Here is a 23,580-nt window from a genome sequence, read left to right as displayed (position 1 = left end):
GCTTTTTGCAAACTTACCTATTTGATGCTGTCAAGCGCATACGTAATAGTAGCTAATAACAGCTCAATATCACTTTCCTCAATGTTAAGCGGCGGTGAGAGCGTGAGAACATTATTATAGCCGGCCACCGTTGCTCCATTTTTCCCAATAATCACTCCTTTGCTTTTGCATTTAGCAATCACTTCATTTACAAGATTAACGTCTAACGGTTCCTTCGTTTGTTTATCAGCTACAAGTTCAATTCCAATTAAAAGCCCTTTACCCCTTACGTCTCCAACGTATGGGTGGCTATCGATAAGCGGCTTTAGCTCACTTAATACGTAAGCTCCGAGCTGTTTAGAACGGTCAAAAAGATTTTCTCTTTCCATAATTTCTAAATTCTTTAATGCCAGTGCACACGCAGCCGGGCTTCCTCCAAATGTATTAACATGGCGAAAATACTCGTACTGATCGCTATCTTTGAACGCTTCATAAATTTCTTTTTTAACAGCAGTTGCAGAGAGCGGAAGATATGCGCTTGTAATTCCTTTTGCCATGGTAATGATATCTGGTTTTACATCGTAATTCATAAAACCAAAGGCTTCTCCTGTACGTCCAAAGCCGCAAATAACTTCATCTGCAATTAAAAGTGCACCGTGTTTTTCACACGTTTCTTTTACGCCTTTCATATAATTTTGAGGCGGTAAAAGAATTCCTCCTCCTGTAATAATTGGCTCCATAATAACAGCGGCAATCGTTTCACTTAGCTCCCACGTCATAACGTTGTCAATATCTTTTACAGATTGAAGATTTTCTTTCGGTGCATCGTAGTCATCTTGCCCTCGGTACGAATCAGGCGGGGCAACGTGAATAAAGCCAGGGGCAAGCGGTTCATATTTATATTTACGCTGAGCTTGACCGGTTGCTGCTAGTGCGCCCATTGAATTTCCGTGATACCCTCGGTAACGCGAAATAAATTTGTAGCGAGAATGCTCTCCTTTTTGCTGATGGTACTGACGCACAATTTTAAAAGCCGTTTCATTTGCTTCAGATCCGCTATTTGAAAAGAAGATAACATAGTCATCACCTAGCATTTCATTTAGCTTCTCTGCCAGTTTGATAGCAGGTACGTGCGATTGAGTGAGTGGAAAATAAGCCAGTTCTTTTAGCTGCTCATAGGCTGCGAGCGCTAACTCATCCCGTCCATACCCGGTATTTACACACCAAAGCCCTGCCATTGCATCTAAATAACGATTTCCTTGTTCATCTGTAATCCAAGCACCTTTTGCTTTTGTAGCAACCATTGTTGCATCCGGACTGTATGGTTTCATTCCATGCCATACATACTGCTCATCTTTTGCACGCAGATCTTTTTCATTTTGACTGACCTGTACCATCTTATCCACTCCCAAATCGCTAGCGCGGTATTTTTTTCTGTATGAAAAGACTTCGACAAAATGCCGAAGCCACTTGCTATATTCATCTATATGTTAAAAGTCAAAGCGTGATGTAACCATCTTTTTACGTGTAAAGAAGTTCAAACCGTCTTTGCCGTTGACATGCAAATCTCCGTAAAAAGAGTCTTTCCAACCGGAGAATGGGAAGAAAGCCATTGTAGCAGGTACTCCTACGTTAATACCGAGCATACCCGCATCTGCTTCTTCTCTAAATTGACGCACCGCTTTTGCATCTTTTGTATAAATCGTTGCTCCATTTCCAAAACGGGATTTTTCCATATAGCGAAGTGCTTCATCTAATGTGTCAGCGCGAAGCAAGCTGAGTACAGGTGCAAAAATTTCTTCTTTAGCAATGGTCATATCAGGAGTTACGCGGTCAAAAATTGTTGCCCCTAAGAAGTTGCCTTCCGTATGCTCATCCATTTCTTTACGTCCGTCACGAATGAGTTCCGCTCCTTCTTTCATGCCAAGTTCAATATAATCCAGCACCTTATCACGGTGCTCTTTTCGAATCACAGGCGTTAGAAGCACTTCATCATCAAATCCGCTTCCCATAATTAATTCATCTGCTTTTTGTTTTAATTTTGCGACGAATTCATCGCCTTTTTCACCAACCACGATCACGGCGCTGCACGCCATGCAGCGCTGGCCGGCACTTCCATAAGCCGAGCTGATAATATGTGATACCGCTTTATCCATATCGCAGTCTGGCATCACAACATGGTGATTTTTAGCTCCAGATAAAGCCTGAACTCGTTTCCCTTGAGCAGCAGCTTGTTCATAAACATATTTTGCTACCGGCTGCGATCCGACGAATGAAATCGCTTTAACTTTTTCATGCTCTATTAATCCGTTCACGACATCGTGTGCCCCGTGCACAATATTTAATAATCCATCCGGTGCTCCTGCTTCTGTAAAAAGTTCAGCAAGTCGCGTTGCTAAAAGCGGCGTTCGCTCAGACGGTTTTAATACAAACGCATTTCCACATACAATGGCGAGAGGAAACATCCAAAGCGGTACCATCATCGGAAAGTTAAAAGGTGTGATGCCGCCAACGACACCCAGTGGAAAACGGAACATCTCAGAATCGATTTCTTCCGCTATGTTATTTAATGATTCTCCCATTAATAAAGTAGGAGCACCCGCGGCAAACTCCACGCATTCAATACCGCGCTGTACTTCACCGTAAGCTTCTTTGAAAGCCTTGCCGTTTTCTTGTACAACTAATTTAGCTAACTCTTCATGATGCTTAACGAGTAAATGCTGAAACGCAAACATTAATCTTGCTCGTTTTGGAGCAGGAACGTTACGCCATGTTTCAAATGTTTTTTGAGCTGTTTCCACCGCATTGGCTACGTCTTCTTTTGTAGAAAGCGGTACTTTTGCAATGACTTCGCCCGTCGATGGATTAATTACCTCTCCAAATTTTCCCCCTCCCGTATCAACCCATTTTCCGCCCACGTAATTTTTTAAAACTTGCGTATCATTATTCACAACTGACATATCGCTTGGCCTCCTCAAAAAATAAGAAATGACAAATCTACCTTTATTATTGAATAAATAAATGGTGGTTGCATTAGACAAAATGTGAAACAACTCTAGATTCTCGTTTCACATTTTGCGCAGTGAACTAGGAGAAAGCATGAACTAAAATGAACATATAGTAAAATCCTCCTCAACATAAAAAAACAGCTGTTTCCAGCTGCTTACTTATCCGTTTATAAATTCCGCACGCGACTTTTTCATCATAAACAAATATTCATATGCCATGATCATAAACTCGATTGCCAGTCGTTTTTCCGGCTCCATAAAGTCTTCACCCAACAGCTTTTCTAATTTTTCAATACGGTGATACAGCGTTTGCCGGACAATGTATAAACGCTTAGCCGTCTCTTGTTTAGATCCGTTGCATGCTAAATAAATTTTTAATGTTTCCATGAGTTTTGCATTATACGTTTCATCATATGTAATAACGGGCTGCAGATATTCAAACACCACTTCCTGTAAGTCTTCATGCTGATGTAAAAGCGAAATAATCCGGTACATATGCAAATCATCATAAAAATGAATAATGGTTTGTTTTTGCAGCATTTCTTGAATCGAAATCGTTTCTTTAGCCGTTTCATAGCTTTTATGCATGCAGTCAAGCTGTTCACAGTATTGGCCAATTCCGATAAAGCTAATGGCGTTCCTCTTTGAATTTTCATCCGATTCATATTGATTCATCCAGCGATGAAGGCTGTTTTCTAGTCTCTCTCTCCACGTGCTAACCATTCGTTTGTTCAAAAGAATAAATAATACTTCGCGATTTCGCTCGGAGACTAATAAGTGAAAGCCTTCTTGTTCAAAAATGCTTCGCAAGATCAGCTTAAAATACGTTCGATCAAACTTCTCCCGCCTTTGCCACTTACAGCAAACAACGACACCTCCGCGGATAGGAGAATCTGAACACACTTCGTGCATAGAGTCTTTTATTTGTTCAAGAGTTAACTCTCCGTTCATCCATTTCGTCATCCATTCGGTTTCATCTACTCTTTTTTTCTCTTCGACATACAGGTCCTTCAAAAAATGCTGAGCAAGTGCAGTCGCCGTTCGGTCAACGGTGAGCACTTCAAGTTCTGTTAATGCTTCATTTATAGAAGCGACATACAGCTGAGCATAATCTTGTCCTAATAAATGAATAGGCTGCTCAGTAAAATGCGGACTTCCATTTTCCCTGCTTATATAATGAAGTAGAAGCTGCTGTTTGAGCAAGTCCATCTCCGGAGCAAAGGTAAGTAATTCATTTGAAACTTTAAGGCCGACAAGAAGCCCCGTAGATTCATATAAACACTGTAAGATGAGGGCCGGATCATTAACTGTTAACAGCAGCTGATTTAGCCTATGAGAATACTGTTCTAAGTCGGAAATCATTTGATAGTGCTGATTAATTAAAAGCGAGTGAACATCTTGCGTAATTTCAACGAACGGAACTTCCTCGTGAAATAAAATAATCGGAAAATCACATTCGTTCGCTTTATCGATGACAATTTGCGGAATCTTAGAAGTATAAGTGCCAAGTTCAATACACAGTCCTGATGCCTTACAAGAAATTAATTGCCGAAGAAATGATAAACAAGATTGAGAATCTTCTCCCCAGCCTACCCCTGTTGATAAAATGAGCTCGTTTCCTTTTAGCAGCTCATTGATGCGCGTCACTTCCATCACGTGCACCCACTTCACAGAATTAGTAAGCCCTTTCTCTCCAGCTATTACTTCACAGTTTACAAAATGTTTCCTTGTTAAAATCTCTGTTACTGTTAAATATGATTTCAAGTCAACACCGCCCCTAGCGAATTTCACATCATGTCTCCTGGATCATTAACGCGTATTTCGCATATGTGTAGAACAAAAGCTATATCTTCTTACATTATATTAAATATTTAGAAGAAATAAAATATTTAATAAAAGAAACGAAAAAAGCCGTAACGATAATGGATCGTTACAGCTTCTGAGCTGTTTGCTGTAATTTATTAAAAAAACCGTGGCGTTTAACCGCTTGTTCTTTAATTCGGTGAATTTCTTTTTTATAAAACCGCAAATCTTGTAGTGACACTGCATTTAACATTTCCATTTTTAATTTATCAATAATTTTTGTTTCTTCCTGTGTCATACACTGCATAGCTTGATCCATCCGTGTCACACCCTTTTCGTATTTAATAGATTTAGTTTGAAAACGTTCTACTCTAATATTTACTACAATTTACTAGATAACTAAACCTTTTCTCTTTCGATGTAAACGAAATGTAACAACTGTAATACAGTGAATGGATAATATCTAGTTATTTTGTTTCACATCCAAAACGAAAAAAACACACAAACGGATCACTTTTGTCAGCCAATATAGTAAAAAACTTATAGGTATTAGTAAACAAATAAAGAGATTGAAACATAATTAAATTACTCCAATCAACATCTGAAAGCGCTTATATATATGAAATCTACGTTCACTCTACCAATAAAAAATCCGAACGATTCATCGTTCGGATCTTCCTTCAGCTAAAATAATTTTGTCCTAGCCTCCATTTTTATACTTGTTGAATCAGTACGGATGAAAAATATTTTCTAGCATCCGCCGTCAATATATGAAGTGTTTCTTGTTCGGTTTGGTTATTTTCGGTGCGTTCAAACGTCACAAACGCCCCGCTTAGATTCTCTGTTACGGCCGTTATTTTGAATCCTTTTTGCAGCAAAAAATCAATCTTTTCTCGCTCTGCCATATATTCATGGTAACTTGACATTTCCCTGCCTCCGATCTATTTTTGCATCTGTTTTTATAACATTAATTTTTCAGCTTCGTTAGCCGTGTTTAACTCATTAAACTTTGCTCGTTTTGTAAATTGTCCGTAGCCTTTTTGACCGACAAACTGCTTATCTTTTACGACAAATGCCCCGCGGCAAAGTACTGAAACCGGCTCACCTGTGACTTTCATTCCCTCAAATGCGCTATAATCGACTGCCATATGATGCGTGTTTGCTGAAATCGTACGTTCAACAGATGGATCAAATATAAGCAGATCCGCGTCTGCGCCAACCGCTATTGTTCCTTTTTTCGGGTACAGTCCGAACAGCTTAGCAATTTTTGTTGATGTTATATCAACAAACTGATTGATATTAATTCGTTTCTTCACTACTCCTTCTGAAAATAAAATACTCATGCGATCCTCGATAATAGGTCCTCCGTTTGGAATCTTCGTAAAATCTCCTTTCCCCAGATCTTTTTGACCGTTAAAATCAAATGAACACTGATCAGATCCAATCGTTTGCAAGTCGCCATTACGCAAAGCATTCCACAAAACATCTTGGTTCCATTTTTCACGTAAAGGCGGTGACCATACGTATTTTGCTCCTTCAAAATTCGGTTTCTCTAAATAGGTTTGGTCAAGCGTCAAATACTGCGGACACGTTTCACCCCAGATATTTACGCCTTTTTCCCTTGCTTCAGCAATCTTTTTAACCGCTTCAGCGCACGACACGTGAACAACATAGAGCTGTGAGTCAGCCAGTTCCGTTAGCACCGCGGCTCTTCCCGTAGCTTCTCCTTCTATTTCTGGAGGGCGAGTCAGTGCATGATAGATAGGATCGGTTTGTCCTTGTTCTAGTGCTTTTGCCGTTAAATACTCAATAACATCTCCATTTTCAGCATGTACCATCACAAGCGCCCCTAGTTTTTTAGCTTGCACTAGCGTTTGATAAAGGGTAGCATCGTCTGCTTGAAAAACATTTTTATAGGCCATGAATACTTTAAAAGAAGTAATTCCTTCTTTTTCAATAATTGTAGGAAGTTCATTTAATACATCTTCCGTGATTTCGCCAATCATTAGATGAAAGCTATAATCGATAGCCGCTTTCCCTTTTGATTTTTCATGCCATGTGCCGATCGCTTTTTGCAGCGGTTCGCCTTTATTGGTTAAGCAAAAATCAATAACAGTTGTCGTACCTCCAAAAGCTGCTGCTCTTGTACCTGTTTCAAAGTCATCTTTTGTAACGGTGCCTCCAAATGGCATATCTAAATGAGTATGAGGATCGATCCCTCCCGGAAATACATAGTTGCCTTTTGCATCAATCACTTCACAGCCCTGCTCTTCAAATGCCGAGCCAATTGCCGAAATAACTCCATTTTCAATTAAAATATCGGCTTTATACGTATCTGTTGCTGTGACTACCACACCATTTTTAACGATTTTCTTCATTTCTTCATCCCCTTTGTCTTTATACGTCTAATCGCTGTGCAGCCGTCGCTTGTAAAACAGCTTGGCGTTCATTCCACGTCATTGGAGGCTGTTCATTTGGTAATTCAACCATGGATATAGCCCCGTCCACCGGACATACAATCGAACATAAATTACAGCCTACACAATCTTCTTCTCGTACTTTTAAATAAGATTTCCCTGAAGGATCTTTCAGCATATCAATACATTGGTGAGAAGTATCTTCACAAGAAATATGACACTTGTTGCAGTTAATACACGTATCCGGATCGATGCGAGCCACTACTTTATAATTGAGATCTAAGTTGCCCCAGTCGGAATATTTTGAAACGGCTTTCCCTACAATATCACTTACTTTTTCGATTCCTCTTTCATCCAAATAATAATTGAGACCTTGAATCATATCCTCTACAATGCGGAACCCGTGATGCATAGCCGCTGTACATACTTGCACACCTGTAGCACCCATGAGCATAAATTCGACGGCTTCCTGCCAGTTCGAAACGCCTCCCATACCTGATATTGGAACGTTAATAAACGGACTTCTTGCACATTCAGCAACCATGTTTAATGCAATCGGCTTAACAGCCGGGCCGCAATAACCTCCGTGAGCGCCTTTTCCTGCTACGTGTGGAATCGTATTCCATGAATGAATGTCTACTCCTGCTAAACTATTAATAGTGTTAATCATGCTCACAGCGTCAGCACCGCCTCGAACCGCTGCTTCTGCTGTAACGGTGATATCTGTGATATTTGGGGTTAATTTAACAATAACCGGCGTTTGGGCAACTTCTTTAGCCCAATACGTTTGTTTTTCAACCAAATCAGGGACTTGCCCAGAGGCAGCACCCATCCCTCGTTCTGCCATTCCATGCGGACAGCCAAAGTTCAGCTCTAATCCATCCACTCCTACGTCTTCTACTTTTTTGACAATCTCATGCCATTTTTCTTGCTGAGGCTCTACCATAAGAGAAGCAATAATTGCGTGGTTAGGAAACTTCTTTTTCGTTTCATAGATTTCCTTCAAATTAACTTCAAGCGGACGATCGGTGATTAACTCAATATTATTAAAGCCGGCTACGCGCTGACCGTTGAAGCCAACGGCAGCAAATCGAGAGGAAACATTTAAAATCGGATCACCAAGCGTTTTCCAAACTGCGCCTCCCCATCCTGCTTCAAATGCACGCTGCACTTGATAACCTGAATTGGTTGGCGGTGCGGATGCCAGCCAAAACGGATTTGGTGATTGAATACCTGCTAAATTTGTTGTTAAATCTGCCATAGATTTCTCCTCCTCCTGATTTTAAGCTGTTTCCATTGTTTCTTTTGTTAACTGCATATGAATATTTAACGCCGTTTGTTTTCCTTGCTGAGCAGCGGTCACAACCATTGCTTCTCCTTGCCCTTTACCAAAAATAACGTCTCCGCAAGCAAATACTTTTGGATTGGATGTTTGAAACGTCTCTTGATTAATTAAGACAACTCCGTCTTCATGATGCAGCTGAAATTGTTGAATTAAAGACAGGTACCGTTCTTGACCAATTGCTTTAACAACAGCATCGACTGGAATGGTAAACGTTGAACCTTCAATAGGAACAGGCTTTCTTCGGCCGTCTGCATCTGGATCTGTTAGGGTCATTTTTACACATTCAATTCCGCTCACCTTACCATTTTCATCTCCAATAATTCGTATAGGAGCCGTTAACCAGCGGAATTCCACACCATCTTGTTTTGCAAATTCAAATTCAAAATCATAAGCCGTCATTTCTTCTCGTGTACGACGGTATAAAATTTGAACATTTTCAGCCCCCAAGCGCACGGAACACGTAGCACCATCAATCGCAGTATTTCCCGCACCAATGACAGCAACACGCTTACCCACAAATTCTGTTGATAACGCTTCTGACTTCGTTTTTTTCACAAAATCAATCGCGTCATACACACCGTCTAGCTCTTCACCTTCAACATGTAGAGAAGGCACCTTGCTCATACCAATAGCTAATACAACAGCATCATACGACTGCAGCAATTCGCTTGGAAGAATATCTTCTCCAATTCTTACGTTTGTTTTAATTTTCACATCTAAGCTTTTTACTTGTTCAACTTCCCAGAATGAAATCGCTTGAGGAAGACGAAACGACACGATTCCATATGTATTTAACCCTCCTGCTTGTTTTTCCGCTTCAAAAATGGTTACGTCATACCCAAATCGCGCCAGTTCTCTTGCTGCAGAGAGACCAGCCGGACCTCCGCCAACAATTGCTACCTTTTTGCCGTTTGCTTTTCCTTTTTCAAACAGCACCTGTTCATTTTGAATAGCCCAATCCGTTGCGTAGCGCTGCAAATCTCCAATCATAATTGGTTTGGTTGAATGATTAAGCACGCACGCTCCTTCGCATAGTTCATCAGTCGGACAGACTCTCGAACAGCTTGCTCCTACGGGATTAGAAGACATAATCGTTTCGGCAGACCCTTTTAAATTGCCCGATGCAATTTTTTTAATAAACGTCGGGATGTCAATTCCTGTAGGGCATGCCTGAATACAGGGTGCATCATAACAGTACAAACATCGATTAGATTCTTCGACTGCTTCTCTATTTGACAACCCTTTTTCTACTTCATTAAAGTTTTGAATGATGGACTGCAAACTTTCCTGTGACCGCATTGCATCAACCTCCCAAGGATATCTGTTGATAAAGCTCAAATTGAAAGCGCTTACATATTTTTTATATACGTTATTTTCAACTTCTACTTTGGTAAAATGTATTACTAACTTTATTGTACAAAACGACCGTCTTTTCTTCATTATACATTATGTTAAAAAATTCAGACTATTTACTATTCACTATGTAAAAAGCCTTGCTTTTATATAAAAGCAAGGCTGCAACTATTATTTTGCTACTTCTTTAATAATCGACACTACTAGTTCAGATGTCTTCACCAGTTCTTCTACCGGAATTTTTTCATTTGTTGTATGAATGTCTTCATAACCAACTGCTAAATTTACTGTTGGAATATCAAAGCCTGCGATTACATTTGCATCGCTTCCGCCTCCGCTTTGAAGCAGGCGTGAAGGACGATCGATATTAGCCACGGCTTTTTTAGCAACTTCGACAACATGATCTCCCTCACCGAATTTAAAGCCTGGATACATCACTTTAATATCAACTTCTGCACGTCCGCCCATTTCTTGTGCAGCTGTTTCAAACGCTTCTTTCATTTTCGCTACTTGTGCTTCCATTTTTTCCGGAATTAATGAACGAGCTTCTGCTAAAATATCGACGCGGTCACACACGATATTCGTTTGCGTTCCACCTTCAAAACGTCCAATATTCGCTGTAGTCTCTTCATCAATACGTCCAAGCGGCATTTTAGAAATGGCTCTTGAAGCAATCGTAATAGCAGAAACACCTCGTTCAGGAGCTACACCTGCATGAGCTGTTTTTCCATAAATTGTTGCATTCACTTTTGCTTGCGTCGGCGCAGCAACAATAATGTCTCCCACTTTGCCATCGCTATCTAAAGCATAGCCGAATTTTGCCGTTACAAGACTAGAATCAAGAGCTTTAGCGCCCACTAAGCCAGATTCTTCTCCTACTGTAATAATAAATTCAATTTTGCCGTGCGCGATGTTTTCTTCTTTTAATACGGTGATGGCTTCTAGCATTGCTGCTAAGCCTGCTTTATCATCCGCTCCAAGAATTGTCGTGCCGTCACTTTTAATATACCCATCTTCAATAGATGGTTTAATACCGTTTCCAGGTACGACTGTATCCATATGAGAAGTAAAGTAGATTGTGTCTACGCCTTCTTTTGTAGCTGGCAGTGTGCAGATTAAGTTGTTAGCTCCGTGGCCCGTTTTTTCTTTAGCATCATCTTCTACTACTTCGACGCCTAATGCGGTAAATTTTTCTTTTAGTACAACAGCAATTTTTTCTTCATGCTTTGTTTCTGAGTCTACTTGTACTAATTCAATAAATAAATCAACGATTCGTTGTTCATTAATCATAATATGTAATCCCTCCAAAAATAACCTACAATGGTATGTTACCATGTTTCTTTGCTGGACGCTCTTCCTTTTTATTGTGCAACATTTCAAGTGCTTGTATTAATTTTATTCGCGTTTCCCTAGGATCAATAACATCATCAACCATTCCAGCGCTTGCCGCTACGTAAGGATTAGCAAATTTCTCGCGATACTGTTCAATTTTTTCGTGTCTTGTTTCATCTGGGTTTTCGCTACCTCGAATGTCGTTTGCAAAGATAATATTTGCAGCACCTTGAGGACCCATAACAGCGATTTCTGCATTCGGCCACGAATACACAAGGTCCGCTCCAATCGATTTACTATTTAAAGCTACGTATGCACCGCCGTATGCCTTTCGCAAAATCACCGTGATTTTCGGAACGGTAGCTTCGGAGTATGCATATAAAATTTTAGCACCATGACGTATAATTCCGCCATGTTCCTGCTTGATACCTGGGAAGAAACCTGTAACATCTTCAAATGTAATAAGTGGGATATTAAATGAATCGCAAAATCGAATAAACCTTGCTGCTTTATCTGAGGAGTTAATATCTAAACTGCCTGCCATTACTTTAGGCTGGTTACACACAAGTCCGACAACTTTTCCATCTATGCGGGCAAAACCAATGACAATATTTCTTGCAAAGTCTTTTTGCACTTCAAAAAATGAGTGCTCGTCCACTACTTGGTGAATGACTTGACGCACATCGTAAGGGCGCACGGCATCAAACGGGACAACGTCTAATAAATCCGGACGATAATGATCACACTCTGCCTTTGAAGCTAAAGGAGGCTGCTCTTGGCTAGACTGAGGAAGATAGCTTAAGAGCGTTCGTACTTGTTCTAGCACCTCTTGTTCTGTTGCACCTCTAAAATGGGCATTACCGCTAATTTCGTTATGAACAGCTGCTCCTCCAAGATTTTCAGAGGAAATGCTTTCTCCCGTTACCGTTTCAATTACTTTTGGTCCTGTAATGAACATTTGACTTGTTTCTTCTACCATAAAAACAAAGTCTGTAATCGCCGGTGAATACACGGCTCCGCCTGCACAAGGACCCATAATAACAGATATTTGAGGCATGACACCCGAATAAATGGCATTTCGATAAAAAATATGACCGTATCCATCAAGAGACATGACGCCCTCTTGAATACGAGCTCCGCCTGAATCATTTAAGCCAATAAACGGCACGCCTGTTTTAGCCGCTAAGTCCATTACGTGCGCAATTTTTTTAGCATGCATTTCACCTAACGCACCTCCGAATACTGTAAAATCTTGCGAAAACAAGTAGACTGAGCGACCGTTTACCTTGCCGTAACCTGTTACTACCCCGTCTCCTGGTCCTACTTGATTATTCATACTGAAATCCGCACACCGATGTTCAATAAACGGATTTAATTCGACAAATGTATGTTCATCCAAAAGAATTTCAATTCGTTCGCGTGCCGTTAGTTTTCCTTTATGGTGCTGTTTTTCAATTTTTTCGTCTCCACCGCCTAACTCGATCTTTCGGCGCTTATCGTACAATTCATTTAATTTATCATAAATGTCAACCATGTTTCTTCTCCTCCTCTAGTGTTTTTTCACAGAGCTCATAAAGAACACCGTTTGCTGACTTTGGATGCAAAAAAGCAATGGATGCTTCCCCTGCGCCTTTTCGCGGAACATCGTCAATCATTTGTACACCCTTCTCCTTTAACTCGTTAATCCGTTCTTCAATCGTGCGCACACCTAAAGCAACATGATGAAGACCTTCACCTCTCTTTTTGATAAACGCGCCGACCGCACTGTCTTCAAAGAGCGGCTCTAATAATTCAATTTTTACGTTGCCGCACTGAATAAAAGCAACTTTTACTCCTTGTTCTTCTACTTCTTCTACTTTTAATAGAGACAGTCCTAATACCTTTTCATAAAACGGGAGGCTGCCTTCAATTGATTTTACAGCTATTCCTATGTGATCAATTCCTTTTATCACTTTCTCACCTCTTAAAAAAGCGTTTTCATTTACACATATTCTTGAAAACAAAAGAAATCTCCTGCTCGCGTATCTACAGAAAGTTGCTTGTCTAAGCAGCGGAAGACATGTAAAATAAGAAAAAAACGTGTAGGAGGACTTTGGTTGTATGTCTAATAAGAAAATCCAAAAAACCATTGTGTTTTTAATGCTTCTTGTCATGTTAATATCTACGCTTTTAGCTGGACTTGCCATGTGGTTTTAATCGGAACCGATGACTAAAAACATAGCTGCACTGCTGTTTCTGTGTGCAGTGCAAACATATAAAAAAGACTGGTGACTAGTCACCAGTCTTTTGCTGTATATTCACAATGCCTTTTTGAGCGGCTAACTCTTCAAAAGATTGATCTGTAGATACAATCCATACTTTTGTACCTAACGGGACTTGGTCATATAAATGGCTTACTTCACGATTTTCTACGCGAATGCAGCCATTCGATACATATTTACCGATGGAATCCGGCTGATTTGTACCGTGAATGCCATAAATACGTCCGTCAGTCTCTCTTGCATCAAACCCAATCCACCTTACACCTAGAGGATTTTGAGGAGCGCCTCCTTCGATATTACTTCTCCGATAATAAGGATTAACAGCTTTTATTGTTACGGTGAACTCCCCTTCGGGCGTCAGATTAACTGTTTTCCCCGTTGCTACTTTAATAATTTGTTTAATTTCTTTATTTTGAATATAAGCAAGCTCATTGCTTTGTTTATTAATAATAATATAAGGATCATTTGGCAACGGATTTTCTCCTAATGGCCAAACCGGAGATAGTAGTAAAAGGATAAAAGCAAACACATGCACGTAATCCACCACCTTACGTTAGTCCTAAATAAGACGAGAGAGATATCTCTTGTCTTATTTAGTGTTCGTAAGCAAGATAAACAACATGCATGCTGTTTAACTTATTTTTAAGGTTTGTTTAATAACTAAATATTGTTCAATTTCTTTGACTACGTGCAGTAAATCGGCACGCGCTTCAAACTCTTCCCGCGTTTTTGGAAGTGGCATCTCTGCAAACGCTTCTCGTAAATGCTGAAGTTTGGCTAAAAATAATTTTGCTGTATTACCGGGGTGGATGGATAGACTTAATTCTTCAATGAAATCGGCAATCATGTAGCGCTGTTCTACCACCAAATCAATAGCGGTAATGAGAGGAAGCGTTCGCTCAATAATTTCAAGCTGTTTTTCACGAATTTTAAAATAGCGGTAATAATAGTTTTCCCCACGCACAAAATGATTTTCTACATCACGAAACGCAAGGCTTTTTGCTTTTTCTAAAATTTTTACCGTATCTGCAATTTCCTTACCGTCCCAACTGCTGTCATTGGTTCTGAGATACAGGGCAATTTCTTTTAACATCGACCGGAAATTCTCTTCAATTTCTTGCTGATACGTGCGAAGCTCTTGATCTAAACTTGGCATGTATAAATTCACAAGCAGGGCAACACCTATCCCAATTACAATTAAGCCAAGTTCATTAAAGACGATTCCCCATGTCATATTGCCTTTGGAGTAAATATGAAGCAAAATAACGGAGCTTGTAACAATGCCTGCATTAACTTTGAATATAACCGTAACCGGGATAAACAAAAGCAGCATCAGTCCTATAACAAGTGGATGATAAGCAATCCCTTCAAAGAATATAAACGAAAACAGAATGGACAAAGAACAAGCAATAAAACGATCGCTTGCACTTCGCAACGATTTTTTCTTTGAATTTTGAATGCACAAAATGGTGATAATTCCAGCTGATACAAAAAACTCGAGGTGAAAGAACTGAGCTATAATAATAGCCAGTGATGTACCGACGGCTGTTTTAATTGTCCGGTACCCAATTTTAAATTTCATTTTCTAGACTCCTACATGTTGGTTTCTTTTTAGTGTGATAAAATACTCTATTCTTTATTAACATGAATAGAAAAATAACACAACCTTAAACCCTGCTGTACCGTATAAATTCCAATAAAAAAAGTGCAGAAAAGATCGTACTCTTCCTGCACTTTTTTTATTATAAAATCTTTTCTAAGAAATCTTTAGCACGCTTGCTTTTAGGCGCTGAGAAAAATTCAGCCGGAGGCGCATCTTCAACAAGCACACCGCCGTCTAAAAACAGCACGCGATCCGCTACTTCTCGTGCAAATCCCATTTCATGCGTTACAATGACCATCGTCATTCCTGTTTCTGTTAGCGACTTCATTACGTCGAGTACTTCTTTTACCATCTCTGGATCCAATGCTGAGGTTGGTTCGTCAAACAGCATCACTTTCGGTTCCATTGCCAGTGCTCTGGCAATAGCTACACGCTGCTTTTGACCGCCCGATAAGCGACTTGGAAACTCGTTGGCTTTTTGAGCTAGCCCCACTTTTTGGAGTAATTCTTTGCCTTTAGCAACAGCCGTTTCTCTTGACACGCCTTTTACCGTCATCGGAGCATACGTCAAATTTTCAAGCACTGTCATATGTGGAAACAAGTGAAAATGCTGAAATACCATTCCTACGTTTTCACGCACACGCATAATGTTTGTTTTTTTATCTGTAATCACTTGACCGTTAATTGAAACGACTCCGCTCGTCGGTTCTTCAAGCAGGTTCATACAGCGTAAAAAAGTAGATTTACCAGAACCAGAAGGGCCAATAACAGCCACGACTTCTTTTTCTTTAATCTTAGTTGAAATACCTTTTAAAACTTCATTTTTACCAAATGATTTGTGTAAATTTTCAACGTTAATCACCTTTTCTCATTCTCCTCTCGACTGCTTTACCAAGGAGCGTTAAGCCCATTACCATTACATAATAAATCAACCCTGCAAAAATTAACGGTTCAAGGTAGGCGAACTTTTCTCCCCCTACAATGTAAGCACGGCGCATAATGTCGAGTGCTCCAATAACTGTAACGATAGCTGATTCCTTTGTTAATGTAATGAACTCATTCATTAAAGCAGGTAAAATATTTTTAAGTGCCTGTGGCAAAATAATTTGTCCCATCATGCGGCGATAAGGAATTCCTAACGCTAATGCCGCTTCACGCTGTCCTTTGTCAACAGCTAAAATACCAGCGCGAATAATTTCAGATATATATGCTGCAGAGTTTAGCCCGAACGCAGCAACGGCTGCTGGAAACGGGGCAATATCAAACCCGAGCAGCTGAGGTAATCCAAAGTATATTAATAATAATTGCAGTACTAGCGGTGTTCCGCGAAACACGGACGTATATGCATCCGCAAACCATTGAAGAGGTTTATTGCGGCTGATTTTACATAAAGATAAAATAACTCCCAGCACAAACCCTAAAATTGCTGAAGCTAGGACTATCTGTATCGTTACCCCTATCCCTTTTAAAATATAAGGCATAGAAGGCACGATTTGCGAAAAATCCAAATTCATGCCTAGTTCCATTCCTCTCTAACTATCATTCTTATTTTTGGTCGTCAAACCACTTAACGATTAATTTATCTAATTCACCGTTTTCTTTCATTTTCTTTAATTCACGGTTAAAGTCATTCGTTAGCTTGCTGTCTTTAGGAAATGCGATTGCTGATCCTTTACTTGAATCTGGACGTCCGGTATCAGACATTTGCAAGCTTTTGTCTTTGTTCACATACCCTTTAGCTACTGTATCTTCAATAATCGCTGCATCGATACGATTTGATTTCATTTCTTGAATTAGTTCTGGAATACGGTCACGCGTTGTTACATTTACTCCGTCAACTTCTTTTGCAATTTCTTTTGCTTCGTCTGCTTGAATAGAAGAAGTTTGTACACCGACTGTTTTTCCTTTTAGTTCTTCTGCATTTTTAATTGGCGCATCTTTCTTCGATACAATCATGTTTTTTGCTTCATAGTATACGTCCGAGAAGTCCACGTTCTTTTTACGCTTTTCAGTTGGCGTCATACCAGCTAAAACTAAATCGACTTTATTAGATTGTAAAGCTGGAATTAATCCGCCAAATTCCATATCCTTCACCTGTACGTCATACCCTAACTTTTTACCGATTGCTTTTGCTAAATCTACGTCAAATCCGATTGCTTCACTATCACCTTTTGCCGTATCAATATATTCAAATGGTGGGTAATCTGCTGATGTTCCCATTACTAGTACTTTTTTATCTTTGTCGTCGCTGCTTGCTCCGCCATTAGACGTTCCATCTCCTGCTCCGCATGCAGCTAAAACGCCTGCTGTTAAAAGACCAATTGCCGTTACCGATAACCACTTCTTCAATTTCATCTTCGTTCCCCCTAGTTTATTCCTTACATTATTTTTTAAAAATTAATAATATTATGAAATAAGTTTTTTACTATTGCAAGTAAATGTCGAAATTTAAATATATATTCATATAAATGTATTTTAACACAACATTATAAATATGCAATATCTTTTTTAAATATAAGTTTCACTATTTGAAAATACCTTTTCTCAACATTTTCCACTCGTTAGAAGGCCTGCATACAGATAGGTAAAAAAACGCATAAAAAAAGAAGCCGTTCAAAACGGCTTCTCTCTTACACTTCTTCACAGTGCTGTTCGAATGCTTCTTGCAGCTTCATCACAACTGACATTGGCTCATGGCCTTCAATTTCGTGACGCTCTACCATTGTGATAATTTTTCCGTCTTTTAATAAAGCGAAAGATGGAGATGAAGGCGGATAACCTTCAAAGTATTCGCGTGCACGTGCAGTTGCTTCTTTATCTTGCCCAGCAAATACTGTAACCAAGTTTGTTGGACGTTTATCATAATGTACAGAGTGCGCTGCAGCAGGTCTTGCAATACCTCCTGCACAACCACAAACTGAATTCACCATTACAAGCGTTGTACCAGGCTTTTTAAAGGTTTCATCTACCGCTTCAGCCGTCGTTAATTCTGTATAACCAGCAGCTGTAATTTCTTTGCGGGCTTGACGAACAACGTCGTTCATAAACAAGTTAAAATCGATATTCATTTTCATACCTCCCTTTTGCTATCTATTCTTTATCATAGCAAACGAAAACTAAAAAGGCGATTGCTTTGACTCATTTTTTCTAGGTAATCAAGATTAAACAAGAAAAGAAATGGTGATACTATTTTTACAGCTAGTAAACCATACTCTTAACTCCCTAGTGTAGAAGGATCCGCATAAAATGCAGGATCCTTTTTTATATTTCCTTCATCGCCTGCTGGTAGGTTTTAATCAAGTGTTCGAGAGCTTCAGCCATTGTGACATCTCCCGTCATCATTTGTTTTTCAACATCCCCTAACGTTTGCTTAACTAAAGGATGTTCATAAAATGATTCTTGTAAATATTCATTAACACTTGCTTGTAACCATGCCCTCATTTGCTTTTGCCTTACTGTATAAAACAGATCCTTTTTATTCATCCATTCCTTATAGTCACAAATTATCTTCCACAAGTCTTGAAATGATGCTTCTTCATAAGCAGAAGTTGTGATGACCTGTGAGTTCCATCCTCCAGAATGACCGTGAAGGAAACCGATGATGCTTTCGTATTCTTTTGCAGTCACTTCTGCTTTTAGCCGGTTATCCCCGTCTGCTTTATTTACACAAATCAAATTAACCCACTCAAGCAGCCCTTTTTTAATTCCTTGCAAATCATCTCCTGCTCCGGTTAAAGCAAGCAGAACAAAGAAGTCTACCATCTCTTTTACAATCATTTCACCTTGGCCAACGCCCATCGTTTCGACAAATATGATGTTATACCCAGCCGCTTCGCAAAGAAAAATGGCTTCTCTCGTTTTAAGATGAACACCTCCAAGCGTTCCTTGAGAAGGTGAAGGACGGACAAAAGCATTCTCTTGTTTGGTAAGCAGCTCCATTCTCGTTTTATCTCCTAAAATACTTCCTCCAGACAAGGTACTGCTTGGATCGACTGCCAAAACTGCAACGGAATGGCCATTTTTGCATAGGTACGAACCAAATTTGTCAATCAGCGTACTTTTTCCTGCTCCGGGTACCCCTGTAAAACCAATGCGCACTGAATGCCCCGTATGAGGATAGATTTCTTTAATCAGCTGTTGTGCTAGTACTTTATGCTTCGGCGCTTTACTTTCAATTAAAGTAATGGCTTGAGCTAACGCTGTTCTTTTTCCTTCAAGCAGCCCTTGTTTATAATCTTGTACCGTTTTTAATTTCACCAATTGTCTTCACCAACTATTCTTCTAACCGTTTCTTTATTTCATATAAAACGGAAACGGCCGCTTTTGGGATTACTGTTCCAGGTCCAAAGATTGCAGAAGCGCCGTGTTCTAAAAGAAATGAGTAGTCTTGTTTAGGAATAACGCCTCCGACAATAACAACGATATCGTCGCGCTCTAATTTCTTTAATTCCTCAACAAGCTGCGGCAGTAACGTTTTATGCCCGGCTGCCAAAGAGCTTATGCCAATCGCATGTACGTCGTTTTCTACAGCTTGCCTTGCTGTTTCTTGAGGCGTTTGAAATAAAGGGCCGATATCAACATCAAATCCAAGGTCAGCAAAGGCTGTTGAAATCACTTTCGATCCTCTGTCGTGACCGTCTTGCCCCATTTTTGCGACTAAAATTCTTGGACGTCTTCCTTCTTCCTCTAAAAATTCAGCCGTGAGCTTTCGAACTTCTTCGATTTGATCTCGATGCACAAACTCCGCACTGTATACCCCGCTGACTGACTTAGAAGTAGCCTGGTGTCTTCCAGCCACTTTCTCAATAGCTTCTGAAATTTCACCTAGTGTAGCTCTCGCTCTCGCAGCTTCAACCGCAAAAGCAAGGAGATTACCTTCACCTGTTTTGGCACAATTGGTCAGTCGATTAAGCGCTTCGATTACCGCTTGTTCGTCACGTTCACTGCGTATTTTCTTTAACTTTTCCAACTGCTTCATTCGAACTGCTGTGTTATCAATATCCAGAATATCAAGCGGTTCTTCTTGCTCCGGCTGAAACTGATTCACACCTACAATAATTTCTGCCTGCGAGTCTATTCTTGCTTGTCTGCGCGCAGCGGCTTCTTCTATCTTCATTTTAGGTACGCCTGCTTCTATTGCTTTTGTCATTCCGCCGAGCTGCTCTATTTCTTCAAGATGCTTCCACGCTTTTATCATTAATTCATTCGTTAATGATTCCACATAATAAGAGCCTCCCCAAGGATCAATAACGGAACAAATCTCCGTTTCATTTTGTAAATAAAGCTGCGTATTTCGGGCAATTCTAGCTGAAAAATCAGTTGGAAGAGCAATCGCCTCATCCAGTGCGTTTGTATGAAGCGACTGCGTATGTCCTGATACTGCAGCCAGAGCTTCGACGCATGTTCTAATAACATTATTAAATGGATCCTGCTCCGTTAAGCTCCAGCCGGACGTTTGAGAATGCGTTCTAAGAGCTAAAGATTTAGGATTATCCGGCTCAAACTGCTTCATTAGTTTTGCCCATAGCAGCCTTCCTGCTCTCATTTTCGCTACTTCCATAAAATAGTTCATTCCAATTGCCCAGAAAAAGGATAGCCTCGGAGCAAATGCGTCAATTGTAATTCCTGCTTTCAAGCCGGTTCGTACATATTCAAGTCCGTCTGCAAGCGTATAAGCAAGCTCTAAGTCTGCTGGAGCGCCTGCTTCTTGCATATGATAGCCTGATATACTGATACTGTTAAATTTCGGCATGTACTCCGCTGTATATTTAAAAATATCCGCAATGATTCGCATTGACATTTCAGGAGGATAAATATACGTATTGCGCACCATATATTCTTTTAAAATATCGTTTTGAATCGTTCCAGCCAGCTTTTCTTTTTTTACCCCTTGTTCTTCAGCTGTTACGATGTAAAAGGCCAAAATAGGAAGCACGGCCCCGTTCATCGTCATCGACACGGACATTTGATCAAGCGGAATCCCTTCAAACAGCTGCTTCATATCCATCATTGAATCAATTGCCACGCCTGCTTTCCCTACATCTCCAACAACTCTTGGATGATCAGAGTCATAGCCGCGGTGGGTAGCGAGGTCAAAAGCAACAGACAGCCCTTTCTGTCCAGCAGCTAGGTTTCGGCGGTAAAAGGCATTGCTTTCCTCCGCCGTTGAGTATCCTGCGTACTGTCTAATCGTCCAAGGCCGATTCACATACATCGTTGCATACGGTCCTCTCACAAACGGTGGGACGCCAGGTGCAAAGTGAATAAAGTCGAGGCTATCTCTGTCTTTTTTTGTATATACTGATTTTAATTCAATTTGTTCATTTGTTTGAAAAGCAGTGAATGAACTTTGAGTCACGTCATCTTCCCTTTGCTGCTTTGAAAATGATAATGGAATATTAGAAAAAGAAGGCTTTTTATACATGAACTTCTACCTCCAATGCACATAATAACTTCTTAACGCATTGAATAACATTCGTCTTAGGATGTATGACGCTCATTACACCTTTTTGCTGCCACTGCGTTTTGCGTGATACATGTTCTTCCCCTACTACGTACACATAAACGGAATCTTCCTCAAAATAAGTCATCGCTTTTGTTAAGAGCTTTTCCACGAGTTCATCACTTCCACAGATCACATATGCTTCGTGCTCTTGTTCATTCATCCAATCTGCTATCTCCACATAGGAATCTATGTTTTTAATTGTTTCACACGCAAAGCCTGCGCTTTCAAATAAAGACCGGGCAATCTCAGCTTTTTTACGGCTGGTAGGATCGGTGAGCTCCATAATGCCAATGCTCATCCCCTTTGTATAAACCCGTATTTTTTCAAACTTCTCTGCTGCTCTCCACTTAGTGAGCGGCACAATACTGTCAGGCTGTGTCTGCTTCGCCATTTGTTTTAGCATCCACCCTGCTGTTACCCCTTTAGATGCTAGCTTTGTATAGTCCTCTAGCGAAAGATTTGATGAAAATTCCGAAGCGGTCTGATCACTGTATTTATCCATTTTTATTTCTACTTTTTTAAACGGCGTGCTTTTTATCTCTTGAGATACATCCTGTTGCTTAGGAGCATAGTGTGTGACTCCGATCAAGCGCTCAATTCGGCACTCTATATCCTCTTGTCTTTTTACTTTCATTTGTTCAACTTCATCTTGAATTCGCCCTTGTTTTAAAGCTTCTTCCATTCCGCCGTGGTCTTCAATGTTGCCAAATAACTCCCAAGCTTTTGTCATTAATTCATGTGTGTAAGCTTCAACGTACCAAGAGCCTCCGGCAGGATCCATTACTTTTGATATATGTGTTTCGTGCTGTAAAATTAAGTGAGTGTTACGGGCAAGGCGATGAGCGAACTGAGAAGATGAAGATGTGACGGAATCATACGGTTCAATATGCAGACTATCGGCTCCTCCTACAATAGAAGCAAATGCTTGAACCGTGCTCCTTAATGCATTTGTATACATGTCTTCTTTAGACTGTGTAAGATGTGACGTTTCCGTATGGATAAACGGCACTGAAACGGCCGTGTCATCAAAAGCACGAACCACATTTGCCCAAAGCATGCGAAAAGCACGAAGTTTTGATATTTCCATAAATAAATGTGAGCTAACTGAAAAAGAAAAGGTCATGTGAGGTAAAACTTGATGTAAGGACAAACCGCGTTTTATGCATTCATCAATATACTGCACCCCTGTAGCAAGCATATAAGCTAGTTCTTGAACAGCATTTGCACCGCTGTTATGGTAAGGAATACTTGATACAATGATCGTTTTGAGCTCTGGAACATTACTGTGAGCCAAACGCGTTGCGTAAGCTAAATGATCGTATAAATCTCGAGTAGAAAGTGGAACTCTTCCATATTCAGCAAGGGTGCCGAGCGGATCCATTCCAACCGTACCTGTCAGCTGTCTCATATCAAAGTTATGATCAGCACAGTATGCTTTTAGGAACGAAAGAAGTGGAACGGATGTACATCCCGTATTTAAAAATAAAGGCACAGCTTCAAGAGCTACATGCTGAAACAAATGAGCAACATCCTCTAAAGTGGAAATTGTAGCGCCTGAGGCTACTTCAGCTTCAGTTGCTTCATCAACGTCTTTTCCTTGCCTCATTGCTTCACTGCACGTAAAAGCGGCCGTATTTTGTCCATTTCTCAAACTGTGTAAAAGAAGTTTATTGCTTTCTTTAATAGAAGGCAAGTCGATTTTTTGGGTAATTTCCCATTCCCCTAGTATGTATGATTCTTTACCGGCTCCTCTTAAACAATCTATTTCCGCCGGACTCTGCTGCAAGTAGTCTAAATGTGCCGTATCACTTTCAAAATAAAGCGGTTTCAAAAAGATGTTTTCTAACGTTTCTTTTGAGCGGAGCGCGGTATTTTTGCTAACTTCCTGTGCCCAATCTTCTTTAGGTGTACGTGTAAATTCATGAAATGATAATGTATTTGTTTTCATTTCCATGCCCCTTTACAGTTAATAGC

At 40.1% G+C, this 23,580-nt stretch carries 21 protein-coding genes; 1 reads left to right on the top strand and 20 read right to left on the bottom strand.

Going from position 1 to position 23,580, the window contains the following annotated elements:
- Positions 1–17 precede the first annotated feature (17 nt).
- The 11 genes from AC2YJL_RS02455 to mce form a co-directional block, all read right to left on the bottom strand.
- Positions 18–1,376, bottom strand: coding sequence for an aspartate aminotransferase family protein (locus AC2YJL_RS02455; protein ID WP_195695925.1), 1,359 nt, complete (start codon positions 1,374–1,376; stop codon positions 18–20).
- A 93-nt stretch (positions 1,377–1,469) separates the two neighbouring features.
- Positions 1,470–2,939 (bottom strand): CoA-acylating methylmalonate-semialdehyde dehydrogenase, encoded by a 1,470-nt coding sequence (locus tag AC2YJL_RS02450; protein ID WP_195695924.1) that lies wholly within the window; start codon positions 2,937–2,939, stop codon positions 1,470–1,472.
- A gap of 207 nt (positions 2,940–3,146) precedes the next feature.
- A complete protein-coding gene (locus AC2YJL_RS02445; protein WP_195695923.1) occupies positions 3,147–4,778 on the bottom strand; it encodes a PucR family transcriptional regulator in 1,632 nt (543 codons plus the stop codon).
- Positions 4,779–4,917: 139 nt separating this feature from the next.
- On the bottom strand, positions 4,918–5,109 hold the full coding sequence (locus AC2YJL_RS02440) for a hypothetical protein (protein WP_098249282.1): 192 nt from the start codon (positions 5,107–5,109) through the stop codon (positions 4,918–4,920).
- 394 nt (positions 5,110–5,503) lie between these two features.
- On the bottom strand, positions 5,504–5,716 hold the full coding sequence (locus AC2YJL_RS02435; protein ID WP_013084958.1) for a hypothetical protein: 213 nt from the start codon (positions 5,714–5,716) through the stop codon (positions 5,504–5,506).
- Positions 5,717–5,749: 33 nt separating this feature from the next.
- Positions 5,750–7,168 (bottom strand): dihydropyrimidinase, encoded by a 1,419-nt coding sequence (gene hydA / locus AC2YJL_RS02430; protein ID WP_251568800.1) that lies wholly within the window; start codon positions 7,166–7,168, stop codon positions 5,750–5,752.
- A gap of 19 nt (positions 7,169–7,187) precedes the next feature.
- Positions 7,188–8,468 carry an NAD-dependent dihydropyrimidine dehydrogenase subunit PreA gene (preA, locus tag AC2YJL_RS02425; RefSeq protein WP_164796470.1) on the bottom strand — a complete coding sequence of 427 codons (1,281 nt, stop codon included), beginning with the start codon at positions 8,466–8,468 and terminating at the stop codon, positions 7,188–7,190.
- Between the two features lie 21 nt (positions 8,469–8,489).
- Positions 8,490–9,851, bottom strand: coding sequence for an NAD(P)-dependent oxidoreductase (locus AC2YJL_RS02420; protein WP_230933563.1), 1,362 nt, complete (start codon positions 9,849–9,851; stop codon positions 8,490–8,492).
- A gap of 225 nt (positions 9,852–10,076) precedes the next feature.
- On the bottom strand, positions 10,077–11,195 hold the full coding sequence (locus tag AC2YJL_RS02415; protein WP_050688173.1) for a tripeptidase T: 1,119 nt from the start codon (positions 11,193–11,195) through the stop codon (positions 10,077–10,079).
- A gap of 25 nt (positions 11,196–11,220) precedes the next feature.
- Complete coding sequence (locus AC2YJL_RS02410; RefSeq protein WP_251568801.1) at positions 11,221–12,771, bottom strand: acyl-CoA carboxylase subunit beta; 1,551 nt, start codon at positions 12,769–12,771, stop codon at positions 11,221–11,223.
- The gene (gene mce / locus AC2YJL_RS02405) at positions 12,764–13,189 is read right to left on the bottom strand and encodes a methylmalonyl-CoA epimerase (protein ID WP_028411573.1); all 426 of its coding nucleotides are present in this window, start codon (positions 13,187–13,189) and stop codon (positions 12,764–12,766) included. The genes AC2YJL_RS02410 and mce overlap by 8 nt, the downstream gene beginning before the upstream one ends.
- A gap of 148 nt (positions 13,190–13,337) precedes the next feature.
- Here mce and prli42 point away from each other — a divergent pair, with 148 nt between their 5' ends.
- Positions 13,338–13,433 (top strand): stressosome-associated protein Prli42, encoded by a 96-nt coding sequence (gene prli42, locus AC2YJL_RS02400; RefSeq protein ID WP_149917156.1) that lies wholly within the window; start codon positions 13,338–13,340, stop codon positions 13,431–13,433.
- 75 nt (positions 13,434–13,508) lie between these two features.
- On the opposite strand, the gene AC2YJL_RS02395 is transcribed toward prli42, so the two are convergent.
- The 9 genes from AC2YJL_RS02395 to AC2YJL_RS02355 form a co-directional block, all read right to left on the bottom strand.
- Positions 13,509–14,033 carry a L,D-transpeptidase gene (locus AC2YJL_RS02395; protein WP_251568802.1) on the bottom strand — a complete coding sequence of 175 codons (525 nt, stop codon included), beginning with the start codon at positions 14,031–14,033 and terminating at the stop codon, positions 13,509–13,511.
- 96 nt (positions 14,034–14,129) lie between these two features.
- On the bottom strand, positions 14,130–15,080 hold the full coding sequence (locus AC2YJL_RS02390) for an aromatic acid exporter family protein (protein ID WP_013059112.1): 951 nt from the start codon (positions 15,078–15,080) through the stop codon (positions 14,130–14,132).
- Between the two features lie 160 nt (positions 15,081–15,240).
- Complete coding sequence (locus tag AC2YJL_RS02385) at positions 15,241–15,963, bottom strand: amino acid ABC transporter ATP-binding protein (protein ID WP_230933566.1); 723 nt, start codon at positions 15,961–15,963, stop codon at positions 15,241–15,243.
- Positions 15,956–16,615, bottom strand: a complete 660-nt coding sequence (locus AC2YJL_RS02380; RefSeq protein ID WP_013059114.1) for an amino acid ABC transporter permease — start codon at positions 16,613–16,615, stop codon at positions 15,956–15,958. The genes AC2YJL_RS02385 and AC2YJL_RS02380 overlap by 8 nt, the downstream gene beginning before the upstream one ends.
- A gap of 31 nt (positions 16,616–16,646) precedes the next feature.
- Positions 16,647–17,450, bottom strand: a complete 804-nt coding sequence (locus AC2YJL_RS02375; RefSeq protein WP_372586388.1) for a transporter substrate-binding domain-containing protein — start codon at positions 17,448–17,450, stop codon at positions 16,647–16,649.
- Between the two features lie 281 nt (positions 17,451–17,731).
- Positions 17,732–18,169 (bottom strand): BrxA/BrxB family bacilliredoxin, encoded by a 438-nt coding sequence (locus AC2YJL_RS02370; RefSeq protein WP_028410674.1) that lies wholly within the window; start codon positions 18,167–18,169, stop codon positions 17,732–17,734.
- Positions 18,170–18,362: 193 nt separating this feature from the next.
- Positions 18,363–19,358, bottom strand: a complete 996-nt coding sequence (meaB, locus tag AC2YJL_RS02365; RefSeq protein WP_251568803.1) for a methylmalonyl Co-A mutase-associated GTPase MeaB — start codon at positions 19,356–19,358, stop codon at positions 18,363–18,365.
- 16 nt (positions 19,359–19,374) lie between these two features.
- Positions 19,375–21,525 carry a methylmalonyl-CoA mutase gene (scpA, locus tag AC2YJL_RS02360; RefSeq protein ID WP_230933568.1) on the bottom strand — a complete coding sequence of 717 codons (2,151 nt, stop codon included), beginning with the start codon at positions 21,523–21,525 and terminating at the stop codon, positions 19,375–19,377.
- Entirely contained in the window at positions 21,518–23,554 is a 2,037-nt protein-coding gene (locus tag AC2YJL_RS02355; protein WP_251568804.1) for an acyl-CoA mutase large subunit family protein, read from the bottom strand. Before AC2YJL_RS02355 ends, scpA begins: the two co-directional genes overlap by 8 nt.
- Positions 23,555–23,580: the final 26 nt, after the last annotated feature.

It is taken from the genome of Priestia sp. SRI_019 (assembly GCF_057586255.1).
This window is presented reverse-complemented; position numbering and strand designations above follow the sequence as displayed.